The 18,737-nt window shown below is 64.9% G+C and carries 19 protein-coding genes; 5 read left to right on the top strand and 14 right to left on the bottom strand.

The window, feature by feature from the left end; translation table 11 throughout:
* Positions 1 to 20: 20 nt before the first annotated feature.
* Together I6F20_RS29285 and I6F20_RS29280 are read right to left on the bottom strand one after the other, a co-directional pair.
* The gene (locus tag I6F20_RS29285; RefSeq protein WP_225128979.1) at positions 21 to 2,333 is read right to left on the bottom strand and encodes a TonB-dependent receptor; all 2,313 of its coding nucleotides are present in this window, start codon (positions 2,331 to 2,333) and stop codon (positions 21 to 23) included.
* Complete coding sequence (locus I6F20_RS29280) at positions 2,314 to 3,393, bottom strand: HoxN/HupN/NixA family nickel/cobalt transporter (RefSeq protein WP_225128978.1); 1,080 nt, start codon at positions 3,391 to 3,393, stop codon at positions 2,314 to 2,316. Before I6F20_RS29280 ends, I6F20_RS29285 begins: the two co-directional genes overlap by 20 nt.
* Before the next feature lie 108 nt (positions 3,394 to 3,501).
* On the opposite strand from I6F20_RS29280, the gene I6F20_RS29275 reads away from it, so the two are divergent.
* Complete coding sequence (locus tag I6F20_RS29275) at positions 3,502 to 3,654, top strand: hypothetical protein (RefSeq protein ID WP_156447252.1); 153 nt, start codon at positions 3,502 to 3,504, stop codon at positions 3,652 to 3,654.
* A 72-nt stretch (positions 3,655 to 3,726) separates the two neighbouring features.
* On the top strand, positions 3,727 to 3,927 hold the full coding sequence (locus tag I6F20_RS29270) for a hypothetical protein (protein WP_225128977.1): 201 nt from the start codon (positions 3,727 to 3,729) through the stop codon (positions 3,925 to 3,927).
* Positions 3,928 to 3,942: 15 nt separating this feature from the next.
* Here I6F20_RS29270 and I6F20_RS29265 read toward each other — a convergent pair whose 3' ends face one another.
* The 10 genes from I6F20_RS29265 to I6F20_RS29220 form a co-directional block, all read right to left on the bottom strand.
* Positions 3,943 to 4,944 (bottom strand): formate dehydrogenase subunit gamma, encoded by a 1,002-nt coding sequence (locus I6F20_RS29265; protein ID WP_036023646.1) that lies wholly within the window; start codon positions 4,942 to 4,944, stop codon positions 3,943 to 3,945.
* A 40-nt stretch (positions 4,945 to 4,984) separates the two neighbouring features.
* Positions 4,985 to 5,581, bottom strand: a complete 597-nt coding sequence (fdh3B, locus tag I6F20_RS29260) for a formate dehydrogenase FDH3 subunit beta (protein WP_036005105.1) — start codon at positions 5,579 to 5,581, stop codon at positions 4,985 to 4,987.
* A 13-nt stretch (positions 5,582 to 5,594) separates the two neighbouring features.
* Positions 5,595 to 8,537: a formate dehydrogenase subunit alpha gene (locus tag I6F20_RS29255; protein WP_225128975.1), complete on the bottom strand. Its 2,943-nt coding sequence runs from the start codon at positions 8,535 to 8,537 to the stop codon at positions 5,595 to 5,597.
* Between the two features lie 14 nt (positions 8,538 to 8,551).
* Entirely contained in the window at positions 8,552 to 8,761 is a 210-nt protein-coding gene (locus I6F20_RS29250) for a twin-arginine translocation signal domain-containing protein (RefSeq protein ID WP_036023641.1), read from the bottom strand.
* A gap of 29 nt (positions 8,762 to 8,790) precedes the next feature.
* Positions 8,791 to 9,570 carry a molecular chaperone TorD family protein gene (locus I6F20_RS29245; RefSeq protein ID WP_225111858.1) on the bottom strand — a complete coding sequence of 260 codons (780 nt, stop codon included), beginning with the start codon at positions 9,568 to 9,570 and terminating at the stop codon, positions 8,791 to 8,793.
* Positions 9,571 to 9,699: 129 nt separating this feature from the next.
* Positions 9,700 to 10,323 carry a DUF3306 domain-containing protein gene (locus I6F20_RS29240; RefSeq protein ID WP_225128974.1) on the bottom strand — a complete coding sequence of 208 codons (624 nt, stop codon included), beginning with the start codon at positions 10,321 to 10,323 and terminating at the stop codon, positions 9,700 to 9,702.
* Entirely contained in the window at positions 10,320 to 10,835 is a 516-nt protein-coding gene (locus I6F20_RS29235) for a DUF3305 domain-containing protein (RefSeq protein ID WP_225128972.1), read from the bottom strand. Before I6F20_RS29235 ends, I6F20_RS29240 begins: the two co-directional genes overlap by 4 nt.
* On the bottom strand, positions 10,832 to 11,839 hold the full coding sequence (locus I6F20_RS29230; protein ID WP_225128970.1) for a DUF6352 family protein: 1,008 nt from the start codon (positions 11,837 to 11,839) through the stop codon (positions 10,832 to 10,834). Before I6F20_RS29230 ends, I6F20_RS29235 begins: the two co-directional genes overlap by 4 nt.
* A complete protein-coding gene (locus I6F20_RS29225) occupies positions 11,836 to 12,375 on the bottom strand; it encodes a DUF6505 family protein (RefSeq protein ID WP_036005125.1) in 540 nt (179 codons plus the stop codon). The genes I6F20_RS29230 and I6F20_RS29225 overlap by 4 nt, the downstream gene beginning before the upstream one ends.
* Positions 12,372 to 13,112, bottom strand: a complete 741-nt coding sequence (locus I6F20_RS29220; RefSeq protein ID WP_225127771.1) for a biotin/lipoate--protein ligase family protein — start codon at positions 13,110 to 13,112, stop codon at positions 12,372 to 12,374. The genes I6F20_RS29225 and I6F20_RS29220 overlap by 4 nt, the downstream gene beginning before the upstream one ends.
* 164 nt (positions 13,113 to 13,276) lie before the next feature.
* Between I6F20_RS29220 and I6F20_RS29215 the strand changes: the two genes are divergently transcribed.
* Positions 13,277 to 15,247 (top strand): 4Fe-4S binding protein, encoded by a 1,971-nt coding sequence (locus tag I6F20_RS29215; protein WP_225128969.1) that lies wholly within the window; start codon positions 13,277 to 13,279, stop codon positions 15,245 to 15,247.
* Positions 15,248 to 15,277: 30 nt separating this feature from the next.
* Here I6F20_RS29215 and I6F20_RS29210 read toward each other — a convergent pair whose 3' ends face one another.
* Positions 15,278 to 16,519, bottom strand: a complete 1,242-nt coding sequence (locus I6F20_RS29210) for a c-type cytochrome (RefSeq protein WP_225129013.1) — start codon at positions 16,517 to 16,519, stop codon at positions 15,278 to 15,280.
* Positions 16,520 to 16,655: 136 nt separating this feature from the next.
* The gene (locus I6F20_RS29205) at positions 16,656 to 16,916 is read right to left on the bottom strand and encodes a hypothetical protein (protein ID WP_157783999.1); all 261 of its coding nucleotides are present in this window, start codon (positions 16,914 to 16,916) and stop codon (positions 16,656 to 16,658) included.
* A gap of 236 nt (positions 16,917 to 17,152) precedes the next feature.
* On the opposite strand from I6F20_RS29205, the gene I6F20_RS38020 reads away from it, so the two are divergent.
* A complete protein-coding gene (locus tag I6F20_RS38020) occupies positions 17,153 to 17,275 on the top strand; it encodes a hypothetical protein (protein WP_260346694.1) in 123 nt (40 codons plus the stop codon).
* Positions 17,276 to 17,588: 313 nt separating this feature from the next.
* Positions 17,589 to 18,725, top strand: coding sequence for a GNAT family N-acetyltransferase (locus I6F20_RS29200; protein WP_225128967.1), 1,137 nt, complete (start codon positions 17,589 to 17,591; stop codon positions 18,723 to 18,725).
* The last annotated feature ends 12 nt before the right edge of the window (positions 18,726 to 18,737 follow it).

Here is an 18,737-nt window from a genome sequence, read left to right as displayed (position 1 = left end):
AGTGTGCTCGCGCAACAGGCCTAAAACATTCCGGCCACAGTGACCCGAAACGCCATCGGCTCGACCGGGTGCAGCACATAGTCCATCACGCCGTTCCCGCAGACTGCGGCCGGTGCGGCATTGGCGGCGCAGAGATTGTAGAGCGTATCGGTCTTCAACAGCGAGCCATAGGCATAGGTGATCTGGTTCGCCTTGCTGTTGAACAGGTTGAGCACGTCGAACTGGATGCGCCAGCCGTTCTCGCTGCGGTAGCCGAGCCGCGCGTTGGCGAGGCCGGTCGGCCGCGAGCGGAACGCATTGTTCTCGGTCAACGGGCTCGCGCCGATATAGCGCCAGCGCGCGCTGCCGAACCAGCCGGTCTTCTCGCCGAGCGTTATTCCGGCCGATGCCACCATCGCCGGGGCATTGGGAATGTAGTTGCCGGGCGCATTGCCGATTTGCGCCTCGGGATAGCCGGCGAGCGAGGCATAGACCGCGGCCTGCTCGCCGTCATGGCCGCGGAAGCGCGCATGCGTCATTGCAAGATCCACATCGATGTCGATCCAGGACCGCGGCCGGTAATGGTTGGTCCACTCGAAGCCGTAGCGGCGGCTGGCGCGGGTTGCCGAGGTATCGCCGGCATCGCCGGAGAACAGGATCTCGGAATCCTGGTCCAGGATGAAGAGGCTGAGAGAGCTCTCGAGGCCGGGAACGATCCTGCTACGAACCCCGACCTCCGCGCCTCTGGTGCGCACCAGGAGCGGCGACGGCGTGAGCCTTGTCGCGGGATCGGTGGGATCCTCTGTCGTGGTCGCACCGCGGGCATCGTTCGAGTGCATGCCGTAGCCGGCGCCGAGGAAGAATTCCGTATGATTGAACGGCCCAAGCACCATCCTGAATTTCGGGCTGCCGAGCGCGGCATCGGCGCGACCGGAATTTGCGGCGTTGAACAGAGAGGTGACGTCGGCGGCGTAATAATCGCCCCGCCAGCCCAACGTCGTCCTGAGCCAGTCGGTCCAGCGCACCGTGTTCTCGGCATAGACCCCGACGCTGCCCTCGCCGACCTTGTCGCTGCGGATATTGCCGATGAAGCCGCGCCGGAACGTATTGGTGAGCGCGAGGTCGATCGCATCATAGCGCGATTGCAGACCGAAGGTGGTCTGCATCGGCAGGCCGGCAAAGGAGCCGTCCAGCGTGCGCGAGACATTGGCGCCCGCCATCAAGCGGTCGTCGTGCTGGTGGAACTGGTCGCCGAGCACGGGATCGTCAAGGAAGTAAGTGAAATTATTGAAGAGGTCGAGCTGGCTCTTCACCAGATAGGCGTTGGCCTTCCATGAACCGATGTCGTCGGTCTGCGCGATGCGCCCGGACAGCGCAAAGCGGTTGGCATGACCACCGTCGCTCGGATCTTCCGAACCATAACGGCCGAGCAGGCCGCTGGTGATGGCGCGCTGCGGCACCTGGTCGGTCGCATTCCATTTGTTGACGTAGGCCATGCCGGTGAGCGACATGCCGTCGGTCGCGGTGCCCTGGCTGTAGCGCACGAGGCCGTTGAGCTTTCGCAATTTGTCCGGATTGTCCCACGGGCCGTCGTAGGTACCGATCTCGCCAGCCACCAGCAGCGAACCGTCGCCAACTTTCGCGGAATCCATGCCGAGCAGACGGCGGTAACCGAAGCTGCCGGCGCTCACCTGCGCCAGCCGCCTTGTGCTGTCGATCAGGCCGATGTGAACGCTTCCGACCGAGGCGAAGTCGCCTTCGTCGGCGAAGTAAGGTCCCTTGCGCACGTCCATTGCGGCGATGGTTTCCGGGATCAGCCAGTTGAGATCGGCATAGCCCTGACCATGCGCGTGGGTGCGCATGTTGACGGGGACGCCGTCGACGATGATCGCCAGATCGGTGCCGTGGTCGAGATTGTACCCGCGCAGGAAATACTGGTTGGCTTTGCCCTCGCCGGAATGCTGCGTCACGATCAGACCGGGCACGGCTTCGAGCGCCTCGCCCGGCCGTGTGAAAGGGCGCGCGTTGATCTCGTCGCCGGAGACAGTGATCTCGCTGGCCATGCCGGCTGCGGCCCTTGCACCCGAGCCGGCACTGCGCGGATCCGACGCCTGCGCCGTCGCGGAAGACACGAAGATCCGGCGGCCGGCCGCGGGCGATCTGGCGGCACGGCGCGATGCGGCCGTCATCTTGCGCCCGGGCGTGGCGCCGCCACTGACCTCGACCGGCGGCAGTTCGCGTGAGGTGTCATTGCTCTGTGCGAGGGCGCGGCCGTCATCCGCGAGCAGCGCCAGGACCGAGAGTGCCGTCAAAGCGCCGCCGCGACGACCGTGCTCAGGCCGCCTCGGTCGCATCGGTGCATTCCAAAACTTTCGTGCCGGCGCGGCGAGGCTCGTTCCCGAACATGCGGCGATAGAGCACGACCGAGACGAGCCATGCGACCGCAAACAGCGCGATCACGACAAAGCCGACATTGGCAAGCGACTCGTTGAGGTCCTCGACCAGCACCCATGCGCCGCCGGAGAGACCGAGCCGCTCGCCGATCAGGCCGAGCGCTTCGATCCCGCCGATGAACAGTGCAACCGCGACGGAGGCGCCGGTGATCGTGAGATTGTACCAGAGCTTGCGCAAGGGATCGACGAAGGCCCAGCGATAGGCGCTCACCATCAGCGCGGAATCGGCAGTGTCGACCAGCGCCATGCCTGCGGCGAACAGCGCGGGGAAAACCAGCACATCGGCGAGCGAGGCGCCGCGCGCGGCTTCGCTGGCGGAGATGCTGAGCAGGCTGATCTCCGTCGCGGTGTCGAAGCCGAGGCCGAACAGGAAGCCGAGCGGGTACATGTGCCAGGGCTTCGTCACCAGGCGGAACATCGGGCCGAGCAGCCGGGCCAGAATACCGCGGCTGGCAAGCAGCGCATCGAGTTGCGCAGCATCGTGAACGCCCTGCTCCCGCGCCGCGCGAAACGTCCGCCACAGGCCGACGAAAATGACGAGGTTGATCGCGGCAACCGCAAGCAGGAACAGGGCCGAGACTGAGGTGCCGATGAGACCGCCGATCTCCTTGAGCAGGCTGTCGCCGCCGAGGCTCACGACGCCCAGTGCCAGCAGCATGGTCGCCACCACGACGACGGTGGAATGGCCGAGCGCGAAATAGAGGCCGACGCTGCGCGGCGTCTCGGCGCCGTGCATCAGCTTGCGCACGACGTTGTCGATCGCGGCAATGTGATCGGCATCGACGGCATGACGCAGGCCGAACACCCAGGCCAGCAAGGCCGTCGCCATCACCGTCGGCCGGTCGCCGAACAGCGTGAAGGCCCAGGCCCATGCGGCGATGTTGGCGGCGACGAGCCCGCCAAGCAGCGCCACCGTTCCGGGCTCGACCGCCCGCAAAGTCCGCATCGCTGCTCGTTCCATTCGCTCGCCCTTACAGTATGACGTTTATCAAAATTTCTCATACTGGCAAGAGCAAGAGCCGGACCAGTTTCGGTCTGCCCCCTGACGAGCCGACGGAATGCGAGCCAAATGGCGGGCCTGATGGAGGAATTCCGCGTCAGCGGGATCACCGCGCCGATGCGGGATGGGCGCTCGCATTGGCAAGCAGATATCCAGTTTGACGCCGAAGTTGACGGTCGTCAGGGGGAGCTCGACCCACGCAACTGGAACCCGTTGCTGTGAAGCCGCTCACATCCGATTCGACGATCCCGATGTATTCATCGTGCCGGGTGGAGATGGCAGACGGAGACGCGCATGAAACTCCTCATGCTCTCGCTAATCGCAGCCATGCTTCTCGCCGGTGCGGCCAATAGCGTGTTCAGGCCGCATGCAGTACCTCACTTCGGTCAGCCCGGCATGGCGTCCATTCAAGACATGCAGACGGGCCAAGCCGACAAGCTTCCCGAGCAGGAGCTGCAGGACCGCTCCGTCTTGTTTGCGAAAGAGCCGCGGTAGGCCGGCAGGTCCGCTTTATTCGGCCGCTGCGGTCGCGGGTTGCCGCTGCCCGTCGTTCGGTCCCGTTCGCGCCATCTGCTCGTCGAGCCAGAGGCTGTGGTGCTCGCGCGCCCAGTTGACGTCGACTTCGCCCGAGCCCATGGCCGCGAACGCACCTTCCATGCCGATGGTGCCGATATAGATGTGCCCGATCATCGCCGCGACGAACAGGACCGCCACAATGGAGTGGACGATCTGGGCCATCTGCATGCTTTCGATACCCGTGCCGTAGAACGGGAACATCAGCGCATAGCCGCTCGCCGCGACGAGCCCACCACCGATCACGACGATCCAGTAGATCATCTTCTGGCCGCCATTGAAGCGATTGGCCGGTGGATGGTCATGCCCGATCAGGCCGCCACCCCGCTTGGCCCATTCGATATCCACCTTATTGGGGATATTGCCGCCGATCCACATCAGGAAGATCAGCACGACCCCCAGCGTGAACGGGAAGCTCAGATAATTGTGGGCGTATTTGGCCCATTGCGACCATTCGGAAAAGGCCTCGAAACCGATCAGCGGCAATAGCAGTTGCCGGCCAAAGGTGACGTTGAGGCCGGAGATCGCCAGGATGATGAAGCAGGTTGCCGTCATCCAGTGCACGAAACGTTCGAAACCGTTGAAGCGCACGATGGTGCGGCCCGAGTGGCCGCTTTCCAGCCGAACCATGCCGCGGGTGAGATAGAAGATCATGATCAGGGCGATCATGCCGATGATGGCAACGCCGCCGATCCAGGGCAGCGTCACCATGCGGAATTCCCGCCATTCCCGCCCCTGCGGCTGCTCGAGAACGCCGGACCGCTGATCCGGAATGCTGACACGCCCTTGAATCCGGTTCAGCTCCTGCAGAAGCTGCTGCTCCTTGACCGAGCTTGCAGTCGGATTGACCTGCTGAGCACTCGCAGGCGCCGCCATCGCCAAGAGAAGCAGCGTGCAAACGCCGAACGCCAGGCGAATGAACCTTCCAAATGACGCCATCACGTCCTCCCCGGTATTTGCGCGCCCTTCTGTTGCCACTTCAGGACTCGATCGCCTCGCGATAAGCGGTCTTCCAGCCCCATGCACCCGAGCCATAGCCGCGCTTCATGACGCGCTCCTTGTAGATCTGCGCGATGATCTCGCCGTCGCCCGCAAGCAAGGATTTGGTCGAGCACATTTCCGCGCAGAGCGGCAGCTTGCCTTCGGCCAGCCGGTTCGCACCGTATTTCGCGTATTCCTCCTTGCTGCCGTCGGCCTCCGGGCCGCCGGCGCAATAGGTGCATTTGTCCATCTTGCCGCGGGAGCCGAAGTTTCCGACCTTTGGATATTGCGGCGCGCCGAACGGACAGGCGTAGAAGCAATAGCCGCAGCCGATGCAGAGGTCCTTGGAGTGCAGCACCACGGCATCGGCCGTGGTGTAGAAGCAGTTCACCGGACAGACCGCCGCGCAGGGCGCGTCCGTGCAGTGCATGCAGGCCATCGAGATCGAGCGCTCGCCCGGCTTGCCGTCGTTGATGGTGACGACACGCCGCCGGTTGATGCCCCAGGGCACCTCGTGCTCGTTCTTGCAGGCGGTGACGCAGGCGTTGCACTCGATGCAGCGATCAGCGTCGCAGAGAAATTTCATCCGAGCCATGTGCGTGCTCCTCTCAGGCTGCGACGATCTGACAAAGCGTGACCTTCGGCTCCTGCATGCCGGTTGCAGGATCGTAGCCGTAGCTCGTGATCGTGTTGGCGCTCTCGCCCAGCACGATCGGATCGGTGCCGGCAGGATAGTTCTTGCGCAGGTCGTTACCGCCGAGCCAGCCGCCGAAATGGAACGGCATCCAGGCGACGCCCTTGCCGACGCGTTCGGTCACCATCGCCTTCATCTTGGCCCGCGAGTTGTTCTCAGCGCCGCTCACCCAGACCCAGCCGCCGTCCTTGATGCCGCGATCGGCGGCATCAGCCGGGCTGATCTCGATGAACATGTCCTGTTGCAATTCGGCGAGCCAGGGATTGGTGCGGGTTTCCTCGCCGCCGCCTTCGTATTCGACAAGACGCCCGGAGGAGAGGATCAGCGGGAACTGCTTGGCGATTCCCTTCTCCACCGCCGCCTTCTGCACCGAGAAGCCGATGTTGGGCAGACGGAACTGCTTGGCATCGGGCAAGGTCGGATACTTCTCGACGAGGTCGACGCGCGGCGTGTAGATCGGCTCGCGGTGCACCGGGATTGGATCCGGCAGACCGAACGCATTCATGCGCGCCTTGCCGTTGCCGAAGGGCACGCAGCCATGCTTCAGCGCGACGCGCTGGATGCCGCCGGAGAGGTCGAGCGCCCAGGACACCGCATCCGGATTGGCCGGGTTGACCCGCTGGATCGTCGCCATCTCGGCGTCGGTGAGATCCTTGTCCCAACCGAGCTTCTTCAGGCTCGCCAGCGTGAACTCGGGATAGCCGTCCTCGATCTCCGAGCCCTTGGAGAAGGACTTGTCGGCGAGCAGGCTGACCTTGCGCGTCGTGCCGTCGGGCAGCTTCTCCTCGCGCTCGATGCCGAAGCGCGGACGGAATGCGCCGCCGCCGTCCATGACGTGCAGATTGTTGTTGTAGAGCAGCGGCGAGCCGGGATGCTTCACCTCGGGCGAGCCCCAGCACGGCCAAGGCAGGCCATAATAATCGCCGCCGACTTCCGGATCGTCCTTGGGGGCGCGCATCGTCACCAGGTCGAACTTGTGCTGGTTCTTCATGTGCGCCTTGATGCGCTCCGGCGACTGGCCGCAATAACCGGTCGACCAGCTTCCACGGTTGATCTCGCGCAGCACGTCCTCGGGGACCGGAAGGTTGTTCTCGACCTTGATGTTCTTGAACATCTTGTCGGCGAAGCCGAACTTCTTCGCCAGCAGATAGATGATCTCGAGGTCGTCCTTGGATTCGAAGATCGGCTTGACGATCTGCTCGCCCCATTGCATCGAGCGGTTGGAGGCGACGCGCGATCCCGCGCATTCGAACTGCGTCGCCACGGGCAGGATATAGACGCCGTCCTTGCGTCCGGCCTCGACCGCCAGAGACGCCCAGGTGGTCGGGTGCGGATCGGCGATCACCAGCAGTTCCAGCGCCTTCAGGCCCTTCAGCGATTCGGGAATGCGCGTGATGCTGTTGCTGGCGTGGCCTTGCACGAACACGGCCTTGACGTTGTCCTTCTGTGCGACGTCGGCCTTCGGCAACAGCGCGGCATCGAACCAGCGCGTCAGCGGGATGCCTGGCGTCTCCATCTGCTTCTTCTCGTCGAAGCGCGAGACGAGATAGTCGTAGTCGACCTCCCAGACCCGGGACCAGTGCTTCCAGGCGCCCTCCGCGAGGCCGTAATAGAACGGCAACGTCACGATATCGAGGCCGACATCGGTCGCGCCTTGCACGTTGTCATGGCCGCGCAGGATGTTGGCGCCGGCCCCGGCCTTGCCGACGTTGCCCGTCATCAGCAGCGCGATGCAGCTCGCCCGCACGTTGGCGGTGCCGACCGTGTGCTGGGTCTGGCCCATGCACCAGATGATGGTCGCGGGCTTGACCGTCGCGAACGTCTTGGCGACGCGCTCGAGCTGCGCGGCGGGCACACCGGTGACGCGCTCGACCTCCTGCGGATTCCATTTCTCGACCTCCTTGCGCAGGTCGTCGAAGCCGTAGACGCGCTGGGCGATGAATTCCTTGTCCTCCCAGCCGTTCTTCAGGATGTGCCACATCATGCCGTAGAGCACGGGAATGTCGGTGCCGGGACGGATGCGGACATATTCGGTGGCATGTGCCGCGGTGCGGGTCAGGCGCGGATCGAAGACGATGAAATTCGCCTTGTTGAGCTCCTTGGATTCGAGCAGGTGCTGCATGCTGACCGGATGCGCTTCCGCCGCGTTGCTGCCGATAAACAGCATCGTCTTGGAGTTGCGCATGTCGTTGATGCTGTTCGTCATCGCGCCGTAGCCCCAGGTATTGGCGACGCCGGTGACGGTGGTGGAGTGGCAGATCCGCGCCTGGTGATCGGTGTTGTTGGTGCCCCAGAACGCGCCCAACTTGCGGAACAGGTAGGCTCCTTCGTTGGTCATCTTGGCCGAGCCGAGCCAATAGACCGAATCGCTGCCCGACTTCTCGCGAACCTGCAGCAGCTTGTCGCCGATCTCGTTCACCGCCGTGTCCCACGACACGCGCGTCCACTGCCCGTTCACCAGCTTCATCGGATAGCGCAGGCGGCGATCGCTGTGCACGAGCTCGCGCACCGAGGCGCCCTTGGCGCAATGCGAGCCACGGTTGATCGGCGAATCCCAGCTCGGTTCCTGCCCGATCCAGACTCCGTTGAGGACTTCCGCCGTCACCGTGCAGCCCACGGCACAATGCGTGCAGATGCTCTTCTTGACGGTGGCGCCGGCCGCGAGCGGGCCGGCGGCGGCCGCCTCCGCCTTTCGCACGTTGCCGACCGGCATGGCCCCGAGCGCGGCGAGCGCGCCGCCGGCCAGGCCGGACTTGCGCAGGAATGTGCGGCGATCAAGTCCCCCACCCTGCCCCGCAAGGGATTCGGCGACGGAACCGCGGCGATCGGAACGCTGGTGTGTTCGCTTGATAAGCACGGGCAGCCTCCCTCTCAGGCCGGATAACGATTGACGCGGTAGAACGTCTTCACGTGATCGGATTCCTTGTAGCGCGCCTTGCGCTTCTCATCGTTGGTTTCACTGTCGGCCTGGGCGGACCCGACCAACGGTGTTGCAAGCGCCGCGCCGGCACCGGCGGTACCCAAGCCGACCTTGCGCAGGAAATCGCGGCGTCCGACCTTTGATTTCGTCTCGTCACTCATCGCATCTCTCCCGGACCGAAGCGCCTCGGTCAGCTGGCGAATGTAAATGCTTCCGTCTCGATTTCGATGAAAGTGCGGCCGAGCGCGCCGACTGCGCGATAGAAACGGGCAGTCCCCGCGTTCTCGATGTCGGCGAACAACCGCCCCATCCATGGCGACACGTGCTTTTCGAAGAAGGCGCGCTGCGCCTCGTGTGAGGCATCGAAGCGGCCATCGGCAAGGCCCGACATGATCTCGCACAGGATGGCAGCGTGATCTTCGGGTTCGGAATCGTTGGCGATACGCTCGATGCCGAGCGTCATCAGGTCGCCGCGCAGGCGCGACAAAGGCCGTTCGTTGAGAAAGCCCGTGAGATAATAGGAAGCATAGGGCAGCAATTCACCGCGGCCGAGCCCGACAAACAAATCGAAATACTCCCGCTCGACCTTCGCTGGGACGGCGTTCGAGGCGGCCTCGGCAAGCGCCGCATGCGCGCGACCGAGCGGCGTCGCGTCTCCGCTGAGCGCGGCGAGCTGATCGAGCAGGCGCTTCGACGGAGGCGCAGACAGCAGCGCCGCGAGCAAGACGTATTCCTGCGCGCGCGCCGCATCGATGGGATCGACGAGCTCGGCGGAGCCGGCTTGCTCACCGTAAAGATCGGGCCGCAGATCGTTTCGGGAGACGCCGGTCGCCGTTTCGACTGCAACCACCCGTTGTGCGGGCACACGGGTCCAATTCGAGACGGAGGGCTGGCTGATGCCTATTTTGCGTGCAAGCTGAGCGATGCCGCCTGCGGCATCGATCGCTCGATCAAGTCCGTCATCGCGCACGTGGACCTCCCATCCCAGTCCCGTCTGCTTGATTATCGCTTTTGTTACAAAGCAGTAGGTAGCGTAATCCGGGTTCCAGCAACGGTCAATCGCCTGCCATAGCCTGTACCTATAGTCTTTGGTCGTGGTTCAGCGCGGCAGTGCACCACCATGCGTGCGGGACCTCACAGGCTCTGCAGAATCCGCAGGTCTTTCACCCACTGTCGGTTGCACTGCAGCAGGGATTGCCAGGTGCTGCGTCTCATCGGGCGGCTCGACGACATTGGAAACAAGTGCCACATCGGCTTGATGCGATTCCGCCGGAGAATCCGCCGTTTCGATCGACGCCTCAGCAAGAGTCTGGGCCGCAGACTTGGCCGCCTCGCGCACGCCGCCGACAATGCGATCGACCAGTGCGGCCAGCTCCTCCGAGGAACAATCCAGCGGGCCAAATCCCGGCATCGCCGTCGGGTCGTTGAAGTCCCATGCATTCTCCGCGAGCCCGACGAAGTCGCGAATCGCGGGATCGGTCGCCCAAGCGCGGCGAAGAGCCGCAAGGCTCAACTCGCGAGGAATCCCCTTGCCGAGGAAGGCCGTGATGTCGGTGGCAGCATTGATCTCGTCGATCGACGGCAGGCTCGACAGATCGAACTCCGTCTCGTCCTCTTTGGTTTCGGACGGCGGCGTCGGCTGCGCCGGGGCAGGTTTCGCCGGCTCCGCTCGCGACTGCTGTTTGCGGCGGGACCAACGCGCAAGGAAGTCCTCCTCACTCATTCCTGTCCGCCTTCATGTTCGCGCCGCGCCAGCGCCTCCGGATCGGCACGGCGCCGCTTGCGTTTGACGAATTCGCGCTCGACATGGTGCTCGGCCACGAAGCTTTCAATCGCCTCGCGCAGCACTTCCGGCATCGGCACGGCCTCGACGAGATTGTCGGCGGCTTCGGTAAAGCCTTCGCCCTCGGCGGGGTCGGCGGTCACCGCGGTGACTGCATAGGGCCAGACGCCTTCCGCAGGCGACAACACGACCCAGATGCTCGGACCGCCGGAGGCGAGATTGTCGCGATAGCGCGCCGTCTCCGACGGATAGAGATCGATGGTCGCACTTCCGGCATAGAACAGGGTCGTGCCGTCCTGCTCGCGAAGCACGGTCCATGGCTCGGTCGACGGCTCGTCCGGCAGGACAGCAATTCCGCGCCAGATGAAATCGACCCAAGGCGAGTCGGCCTTGCGCCGCTCGACTACGACGCCGACGGCAATCGAGAGGGACGGCAATGCCGCGGGGCTCACGTCGCCATCTCCAGCCGCTTCACCGGCAACCCGGTCAGCAGATTCTGTGGCTTCATCCGCAGCTTCTGATCCGCCGTCATCGACAGGATCAGGTAGACCGGCTCATCCCCGACATCGTCGAGGGCACGGCTGGAATCCGCAAACGTCAGCCGGAACAGCGCCAGCACGCGATCGGCGTCGCGCTCGCCGAGCTCTTCGCCGTGCCACAGACGGTCGCCGAGCCTCGTGGCATCGGCATCGAGCCCGACATACCAGCTCAGCTTCGCCTCGTGCAGCGCCCGTAGCGGCTCGATCACGACATCGATGCCGAGCAGATGGGAGACCCAACGCGTCATCGCCTGCGCCAGCGCTACAGGTCCGCGGCCCTCGGCGGTCAGGTCGAGGGCCATGTCGAACTGGTCGCTCCGGTGCCAATAGGCCTGGGCATTCTCCTCGCCCAACACCTCGACCACCGCATCGGTGGTGGCGCCGAGCATCGACATCAGCGAGAGCACCGGGGTCGGGCTCCGGCCGCCAACGACCTCCTCGTCTCCCAGCAACAAAGCGTGCTCATGTGGGAGAACGCGCTGGATCCGGAAGAACAATTCGGCCGCGCGCAGCACGAACGGGTCGTCGCAGCCGTCGAGCGCGTTGCGCAGGATGACGTGCACGAGCTGGTTGACGAACAGCGGCGGCAGATCGTTCGCCCCTGAGCGGAGCCAGGCAAGATAGGCCGCTTCGAGCGTCGGATGCCGCAGCAGAAGATCGCGGAACGCCAGCACGAACTGCCAATTCTCCCTGGCATCAGCATCGGCAATCGCGGCGATCTCGCCGGCGCCGACGGCCTGGCGCGGGTCGGCGAGCAGATCGCGATGCAGCCGGCGTTCGACCGGGCACGCGTCGTCCGGCGGCATCAGCTCGGGACGGGCAAAATAGGCTTTGAGAAATTCGTCCGTGACACGCAGGCCGCCGCCCTCGTCGCGATCGAGCAGGTGGTGACCACAGGAGATCCAGAAATCGTTCATCGGACGGTCGGCTCCCGGCCGAGATCCGCAAGCCTGAGATCGCCGTCCGGCTCGACGTCGTCCTCCATCTCGATGAACGAGAACGCCTTGCCATGCCCCTGGCCTTCCCGAAGCTGCAGCCGGCGGAACGACTCGCGGACCTCCCCGTCGCTCGAGGTGCGGTGCACTGCAATAAGCGAGCTGATGGGATGGCTGCAGAGCGACTGGGCAAAAGCGACCTCCTCTTCGGCCGCCGTTTTCGCCGCCGCCATATCCGGCGCGCCGAAACGATCGACCAATTGCCTCGCCAGCAGATCGACCAGGCCGTGGTAATCGTCCGCGGTCGCCGGAACGATCTGCGCCAGCGTCGACCAGCCCCAGGATTGCACCCCGAGGAACCCACCGCGAAACGCCGCGCGGGCCTTGCCCTCGAGCTTCGCGCCATCGCAATCCCAGAAGCGGAAGGCGCCGGAAACGGCCCATTCGCCCGGCTCTGCCGCCACGTCGAACACGAAAGTGTCCGAGGGATCGAGCGCGATCGTGCGCAGGAGTTTCACAGGCGCGGTCCTCCGAGGGCCGGATCGAGCCAGGACGGCACCGCGAGCGCCCGGACCAGGTCGCTTCGTTCGATCGTCTCCGTCCCGATGCGGCGCGTCAGGAGGTCGCCGCAATCATCTATGCGCTGTATCGTCTGCCTTTCACGCGGCATCCGCGTGAGATAGTCGCGCGCGACGCTGTCGAAGCCGTCGACCCGCCAGCCGTCCAGCGCCAGCATCAGATGCCGGGCGAAGCTTTCCGTGATCTGCGCCGCGCCCGCCTCGCCAAAGCCTTCCTGGTCGAGCGCCGAGGCCAGCGGGTGGACGCCTGGATCGTCATCGTTCATGGCAACCGTCCGTATCATCGCGCCGAAGACCAGCCAGGGGGGCGGCGCCTCCTCGTCAGCTCCGGAACACCAACCCATCCGTCCGCCGCCGACCAGCCCCCCGTCGATCCTGACCGCATCCGGCCAGCCGATCGTGATCGGCTTGCTCGGCGGTGCATAGGCGCGAAGCGCGTCGGTGAGTGCGACCATGCCTGCGTAGAACGCACGCCGCGCGCTGCGCAACGGCTCGGCCGGCTCGAGCACCACGGCGAACTCGGCGAGGTCGAAGCGGCCGACATAGACGAGCGTTCCGGCGCCGCTCTCCGGTGCGATGCGGCATGCATGGGCAAAAGCGTCGCCGCTCTCGCGCAATCGCACCAATGTGAACGGCGGCGGCAGGTGGATCGGTTCCGCCGCGGAAACATGGCTCACTGGGATCGACGGCAGACCGTCCTCCGCTTTCCTTTTCTTCCCGATGGATAATGTCTATACGAGGCGAAGGGCCGGCGCGAGTCCGTCGTCGTCGTCCGAAAGGCGGAGGAGTTAACCTGGAGCAGCCGTCGAAGACCATCCTGATCTGCTCGTGCGAAGACACGATGCGCCTCGACGTGGCTGCGATCCGGCGCGGATGTCCGAACAGCGAAGTCAAGAGCTTCCGCCACCTCTGCGGGGCGGAGCTCGATCATTTCCGCAACATGGCCGCGACAGAAGGCGTGTTGACGGTCGCCTGCACGCAGCAGGCGGCGCAGTTTTCGGACGAGGCCGGCGAGCGGCCTGACGCGATCGGCTTCGTCAATATCCGCGAGACGGCTGGCTGGTCCCGCGACGGCGCGCACGCCGGCGCAAAAATGGCCGCCCTGCTCGCATCCGCCTCCATCCCCGCCCCGGACTATCCGCTCGTCACCTTGTCGAGCGAGGGCGTCATCCTGATCTACGGGCGCGATGAGGCCGCGATCGAGGCCGGCCGCCTGCTTGCCGATCACCTCGACGTCACCGTGATGCTGAAGCAGCTCGATGACACGGTGCCGCCGGTTGCCACGGTGTTCCCGATCGTGAAGGGCACGATCCGCTCCGCGAAGGGACATTTCGGCGCGTTCGAGCTTGTCATCGACGATTATGCGCGTCCCCGCCCCTCCTCGCGCGATCGCTTCGTGCTCGACTCGCCGCGAAGCGGGGTCACCTCGCGCTGCGATATCGTGCTCGATCTTTCCGGCGGTCTGCCAATGTTTCCCGCCCACGACCTGCGCGACGGCTATCTCCGCGCCGACACGAAAGATCCCGCCGCGGTGCTGCGCGCGGTGCTGACCGCGCGCGATCTCGTCGGCAGCTTCGAAAAGCCGAGATATGTCGAGGTTGCGCCGGCGCTTTGCGCCCATTCGCGCTCGAAGCGTACGGGCTGCCATCGCTGTCTCGATCTTTGCCCGACCGGGGCGATCACGCCCGTCGGCGATCATATCGCAATCGATCCGAATATCTGCGCGGGCTGCGGCCAATGCGCGGCGGCCTGCCCTACCAGCGCGGTCTCCTACGCGCTGCCGCCCGCCGATACGCTGCTCCATAAACTTCGCGCCATGCTGCTCGCCTATCGCGAGGCCGGCGGCGCGAATGCGGTGCTGCTCTTTCACGACAGCCCGCACGGCACGCCGTTGATCGACGCCCTCGCGCGGCATGGCGACGGCCTGCCGGCGAACGTGCTTCCCTTTGCCGTCAACGAGCTCACGCAGGTCGGGCTGGAGGCGATCGTCGGCGCCTTCGCCTATGGCGTCTCTGCCGTGCGCTTCCTGCTCCGTGGCAAGCCGCGCCACGACGTGACCGGATTGACGCAGACGATCGCGATGGCTGAGGCGATCCTCGGCGGCCTTGGATTTGCGGGCCGTCGCCTCGCTACGATGGAAACCGACGATCCCGACGCGCTCGGCGCGCATTTGACTGATATCGGCACGCTCGCCGCGGTACCGACGCCGGCAACTTTCAAGACCGTCGGCAAGCGGCGCGATCTCTTGCGGTTCGCCCTCAGCGAGTTGCACCGGCTGGCGCCGCAGCCCGTCGACGTCATCGCGCTGCCGCAAGGTGCGCCCGTCGGCGCAATCAGCGTCGAGACCGATGGCTGCACGCTGTGCCTATCCTGCGTCTCGGCCTGCCCGACCGGCGCGCTGCGCGACGATCCCGAGCGGCCGGTGCTGAAATTCATCGAGGATGCCTGCGTCCAGTGCGGCCTGTGCCAGAGCACCTGTCCGGAGAAGGTGATCAGCCTCAAGCCGCAGATCGATTTCCGCGCTGCGCGAGCGCCCGCCCTTGTCATTAAGGAAGAGGAGCCCGCGCTCTGCGTCCGCTGCGGCACGCCCTTCGGCGTCAAGAGCACGATCGACCGCATCGCCGCCAAGCTCGAAGGCCGGCACTGGATGTATCCGGCCGGCGACAAGCGAATCGAGGCGCTCAGGATGTGCGCGGACTGCCGCGTCGTGGTCATGAGCGAACAGCAATTCGATCCGTTCAAGGGCGTTCCGGAACGAACGCCGCCGCGAACAACGGATGATTATCTCCGCGAACGCAATGGCAAGGACTAAAGCGGACGCCGTCGAATCGGCGCAAGGCAATCATCTCGACGTCGCGCGGGCCAGAAATTCGGTCAGCGCGCGTCGGTCCTCGGCCGAGCCGATGCGCTGCTCCGGCATCTTGGTGCCGGGGGTGTAGGCATTCGGCCCGATTTCGAACAATCGTGCGACGGTTTCCGGCGTCCAGACGATGTCCATCGTCTTCAGTGCATCAGAGAAGCGATATCCCGGCACCGAAGCGATCTTGCGGCCGTAGAGTCCCGCAAGTGTGGGACCCGCACGCTGCACCTCCTTGTCCGAGAGCGTGTGGCAGGCAACACAGGCCCGAAACACATCGGCGCCGTGATCGCCGGCATAGGCCGCAAGCGGGTCGGCCGGTGTGCCGACCAGGCTTGAACCGATGGGATTGCCGGTGCGGGCATTCCAGCGCCTGATCCTGCCGTCCGCACCCCCCGTCATCAGTGTCTCGCGATCGGCAAGGAAGGCGACCGCCCACACCGGCAGCCCGGGCCCAACCAGGGTGCGCAGCAGGTTGCGCGACTTGCGATCGATGATCGCCACCGTGCCGCCGATCCCGGCCGCAGCGACCAGCGCACCGTCCGCCGACATGGCCAAGGCCACCACCGGCGTCGGACTGGCCGCGACCTCGCCGCTGACCTTGCCGTCCGTTGTCAGCACGCGCAGCCTGCCATCGACCGCGCCCGTGACGATTTCACCATCCGGCGCGACAGCCACCGCGTTCAGCGGCGCCGGCAAAGTCACGATGTCAGGTTGGCCATCCGGCAAACGCCAGATGCGCAGCGCAAGATCGTAGCCGACACTGACGAGCCTGCCGTCCGGCAGGAAAGCGACCCCATTGACGTTCTGCGTATGCCCTTCGAGCACGCGGGATGTGCCGTCCGACAGCGACCAGAGCCGCACTGTCTGGTCCCATGACGCCGATGCGAGAAGCGTCCCATCGGACGACACAGCAAGCGCCGCGATCGGTGCGACATGTCCCTCCAGCACCCGGTCCGGCTCGGGCCGGCCCGCTGTCCACACCGCAATGCGCGCATCGGCTCCGGCCGTGATCATGCGGCCATCTTTGAGAAAGGCGACGGCGTTGACGCCATCGGCATGATACCGCAGCACGTGCTCTGCCGTATCCGTCCTCAGCGACCAGCGGATGACGGCGGTGTCGAAGCTGCCGGAAAGAAGGCTGTCGCCATCGGGCGACACGGCGAGAGCCCGTATCGGGCCGCCGTGTCCGACCATGTCGGCATGCACGGACGATGCGGCAAACATGGTCCACAGCAATGCGGCCACCTTCGTGCACAGAGCCGATCTGTTCATTCCTGGCCGCCTGCTGACATTCACCCGCTCGAGATTGCCAGAAGAGGCAACGGAAATGAATATCCTGGAACGGTCTACTTGAAACAGTCTACTTGGCCGGTGCCGTCGTGGTCTTGGACGACCCCTCCGGCGCGGGCTGCATTCCGGGCGGACTCTGGCCCTGGGGGCTTTCGGGCGGCGCACCACCCGAGCCGGTATTGATCGGACCCGTCCAACCTTGCGGCTGGAGCTGGCCCTTGTCCTCGGGAGGCGTTTGCCCCGTCGGCGAGTTGGTTTGCGCCGGCTGGGCCAGGGCGCCCTCGACAAAGCAAAGTGCTGCGAAGCACAGGATCGTTCTCGGTAATTTCACGCCAAGCCTCCGATGCGCTCACCAGGCCTGCAGAAAACTTGCAAGACCCGCATCCGTTCCGGATCGTGCAGCGCAGCAGCGCCGAGCTCCGGTCCCTTGGCTCGATGGGCGATGCGTCTTTCCGCCGATCCCGTGTTCAAAAGCCCATAGCGGGCGGATGGCTGATGCGATCGACGAGCTTGCTCGCCGCAGGCCCTGTCGTATAGATGGCGTGGTCCAATCGAGGGAGGCTGAGGATGAAGGCTTTTTTGCTTGGCTGCGTCGCGGCCGTGGTGATCGCGGTTGGTGGGATGGTGATCCTCGATCGCGTGCAGGAGCCCGCCGCGCACGCGTTTGCCACCACCGGGGTGCGTCTCTAAGAAGGCTCACTCGCGCTTGAGCCCGATCGGCCCGAGGATCGGAGCGGAGGGAACGAGCTCGACCTTGCGAACCATAGCTTTCCTGCAGCCGAGGATCATAGATCATTGCCTGCGCCATGCAGACGATGGCGCCGCGCAAGGTGCGCTCCATGCGCCATTTCCGCCTCCGGCTTCAGAATTTGGTAACCATACGAGCATGGTTGAACGCATCGGCGCAAATCGCGCGGCGGCAGTGTCTGACCTGTAACGGCCTTGGTATAAGCGCAGCTACGGTTCGAACGACGTTCGCGGATGATCCGGTTTCCTTGTGCGCATGAATAAGCCCAGCAACACGTTCGACATCGCCATCGAGCCGTCGTTCGACTTTCTGTCTCCGGAATATGCAGAGCTGTTCGATCGTTCGGCTGCCACTGCCTTCCAGCATCCGGTCTGGTTGCATAGCCTCTACACCAGGCTCGCGCCGGAAACGGATGCAACGGCTCTGGTCGTCGTGGTGCGCTACCGCGACACCGGCGCCCTTGCCATGGTGCTGCCGCTGCTCCGGATCCGGCGCGGTCCGATACGGACCGTCGAGTTCGCCGACTTGCGCGTTTCCGACTATCTGGCACCGGTTTGCAGCCCGGACGTGTTCTCGCAATTGCTCCATGATGCGGCTGCATGCGCGCAGATTCGGCGCCTTGTCCGCCCCTTCGATCTGCTGCGAATGGCCAAGCTGCCTGACGGACGGCTTCCGATCGAGGACCTCCTCGCCACGTCCCGCCGTGTCTCGATGAACACCAATGCTTATGCCACGGTTCTGGTCGCGCCGTACGAGCAATGGCGGGCCAGTGCGATGGATCGCTCCTACCAGAAGGAGCTCGCCAAGAAATATCGCCAGCTGCAGAAGAAGGGCGCGCTGAGCTTCTCATGCTGCAGCGACAGCGCCGCCGTGCTCGAGACGATGGAGGTGATGAGGAAGTTTCGCGGCCCGCGCTTTCACGCACAAGGCGACGGAGACCTGCTGCAGCGGCCCGAATATTACGGCTTCTATTCCGACGTCGCCCTTCGGGGCCTCGGGTCCTTCGTTCGCCTCTATGTCATGAAGATGGACGGCGAAGTGATCGCCGCCGTGCTCGGATTGTGCCACCGCGACAGCTTCCTCGTCATCATGAGCGCCTTCGACATCGCCGGCTACAAGAGCCAGTCCATCGGCGCGCTGATGTTCGAACAAGTGGCGCGGGATTGTATCGAGCGCGGAGATCAGATGCTCGACTTCACCATCGGCGACGAGCCATACAAGAAATCGTTCGGCGCACAGGCTTCACCGATGTGGGAGGTCACGCAGGTCGGCAGCGCCGTAGGCGCAATCGCCCTCTTCGCGTTGAGGCAGGCGCCCTGGCTCAAGCTGGCGGCCAAGCGGCTCTCCGATTTGAAGGTTCAGCCCGCCCACACCGCGAGGCCCACGCGCTGACCGGCGGGGGGT

Source organism: Bradyrhizobium sp. IC3123 (genome assembly GCF_020193625.1).
GTDB lineage: Bacteria > Pseudomonadota > Alphaproteobacteria > Rhizobiales > Xanthobacteraceae > Bradyrhizobium > Bradyrhizobium yuanmingense.
This window is presented reverse-complemented; position numbering and strand designations above follow the sequence as displayed.

Excerpts from the sequence above, each read along its gene's own strand:
- I6F20_RS29285 (WP_225128979.1), bottom strand. The coding sequence starts at position 2,333 with ATGCGACCGAGGCGGCCTGAGCACGGTCGTCGCGGCGGCGCTTTGACG.
- I6F20_RS29280 (WP_225128978.1), bottom strand. The coding sequence starts at position 3,393 with ATGGAACGAGCAGCGATGCGGACTTTGCGGGCGGTCGAGCCCGGAACG.
- I6F20_RS29275 (WP_156447252.1), top strand. The coding sequence starts at position 3,502 with ATGGCGGGCCTGATGGAGGAATTCCGCGTCAGCGGGATCACCGCGCCG.
- I6F20_RS29270 (WP_225128977.1), top strand. The coding sequence starts at position 3,727 with ATGAAACTCCTCATGCTCTCGCTAATCGCAGCCATGCTTCTCGCCGGT.
- I6F20_RS29265 (WP_036023646.1), bottom strand. The coding sequence starts at position 4,944 with ATGGCGTCATTTGGAAGGTTCATTCGCCTGGCGTTCGGCGTTTGCACG.
- fdh3B (WP_036005105.1), bottom strand. The coding sequence starts at position 5,581 with ATGGCTCGGATGAAATTTCTCTGCGACGCTGATCGCTGCATCGAGTGC.
- I6F20_RS29250 (WP_036023641.1), bottom strand. The coding sequence starts at position 8,761 with ATGAGTGACGAGACGAAATCAAAGGTCGGACGCCGCGATTTCCTGCGC.
- I6F20_RS29240 (WP_225128974.1), bottom strand. The coding sequence starts at position 10,323 with ATGAGTGAGGAGGACTTCCTTGCGCGTTGGTCCCGCCGCAAACAGCAG.
- I6F20_RS29230 (WP_225128970.1), bottom strand. The coding sequence starts at position 11,839 with ATGAACGATTTCTGGATCTCCTGTGGTCACCACCTGCTCGATCGCGAC.
- I6F20_RS29215 (WP_225128969.1), top strand. The coding sequence starts at position 13,277 with ATGCGCCTCGACGTGGCTGCGATCCGGCGCGGATGTCCGAACAGCGAA.
- I6F20_RS29210 (WP_225129013.1), bottom strand. The coding sequence starts at position 16,519 with ATGTTTGCCGCATCGTCCGTGCATGCCGACATGGTCGGACACGGCGGC.
- I6F20_RS38020 (WP_260346694.1), top strand. The coding sequence starts at position 17,153 with ATGAAGGCTTTTTTGCTTGGCTGCGTCGCGGCCGTGGTGATCGCGGTT.
- I6F20_RS29200 (WP_225128967.1), top strand. The coding sequence starts at position 17,589 with ATGAATAAGCCCAGCAACACGTTCGACATCGCCATCGAGCCGTCGTTC.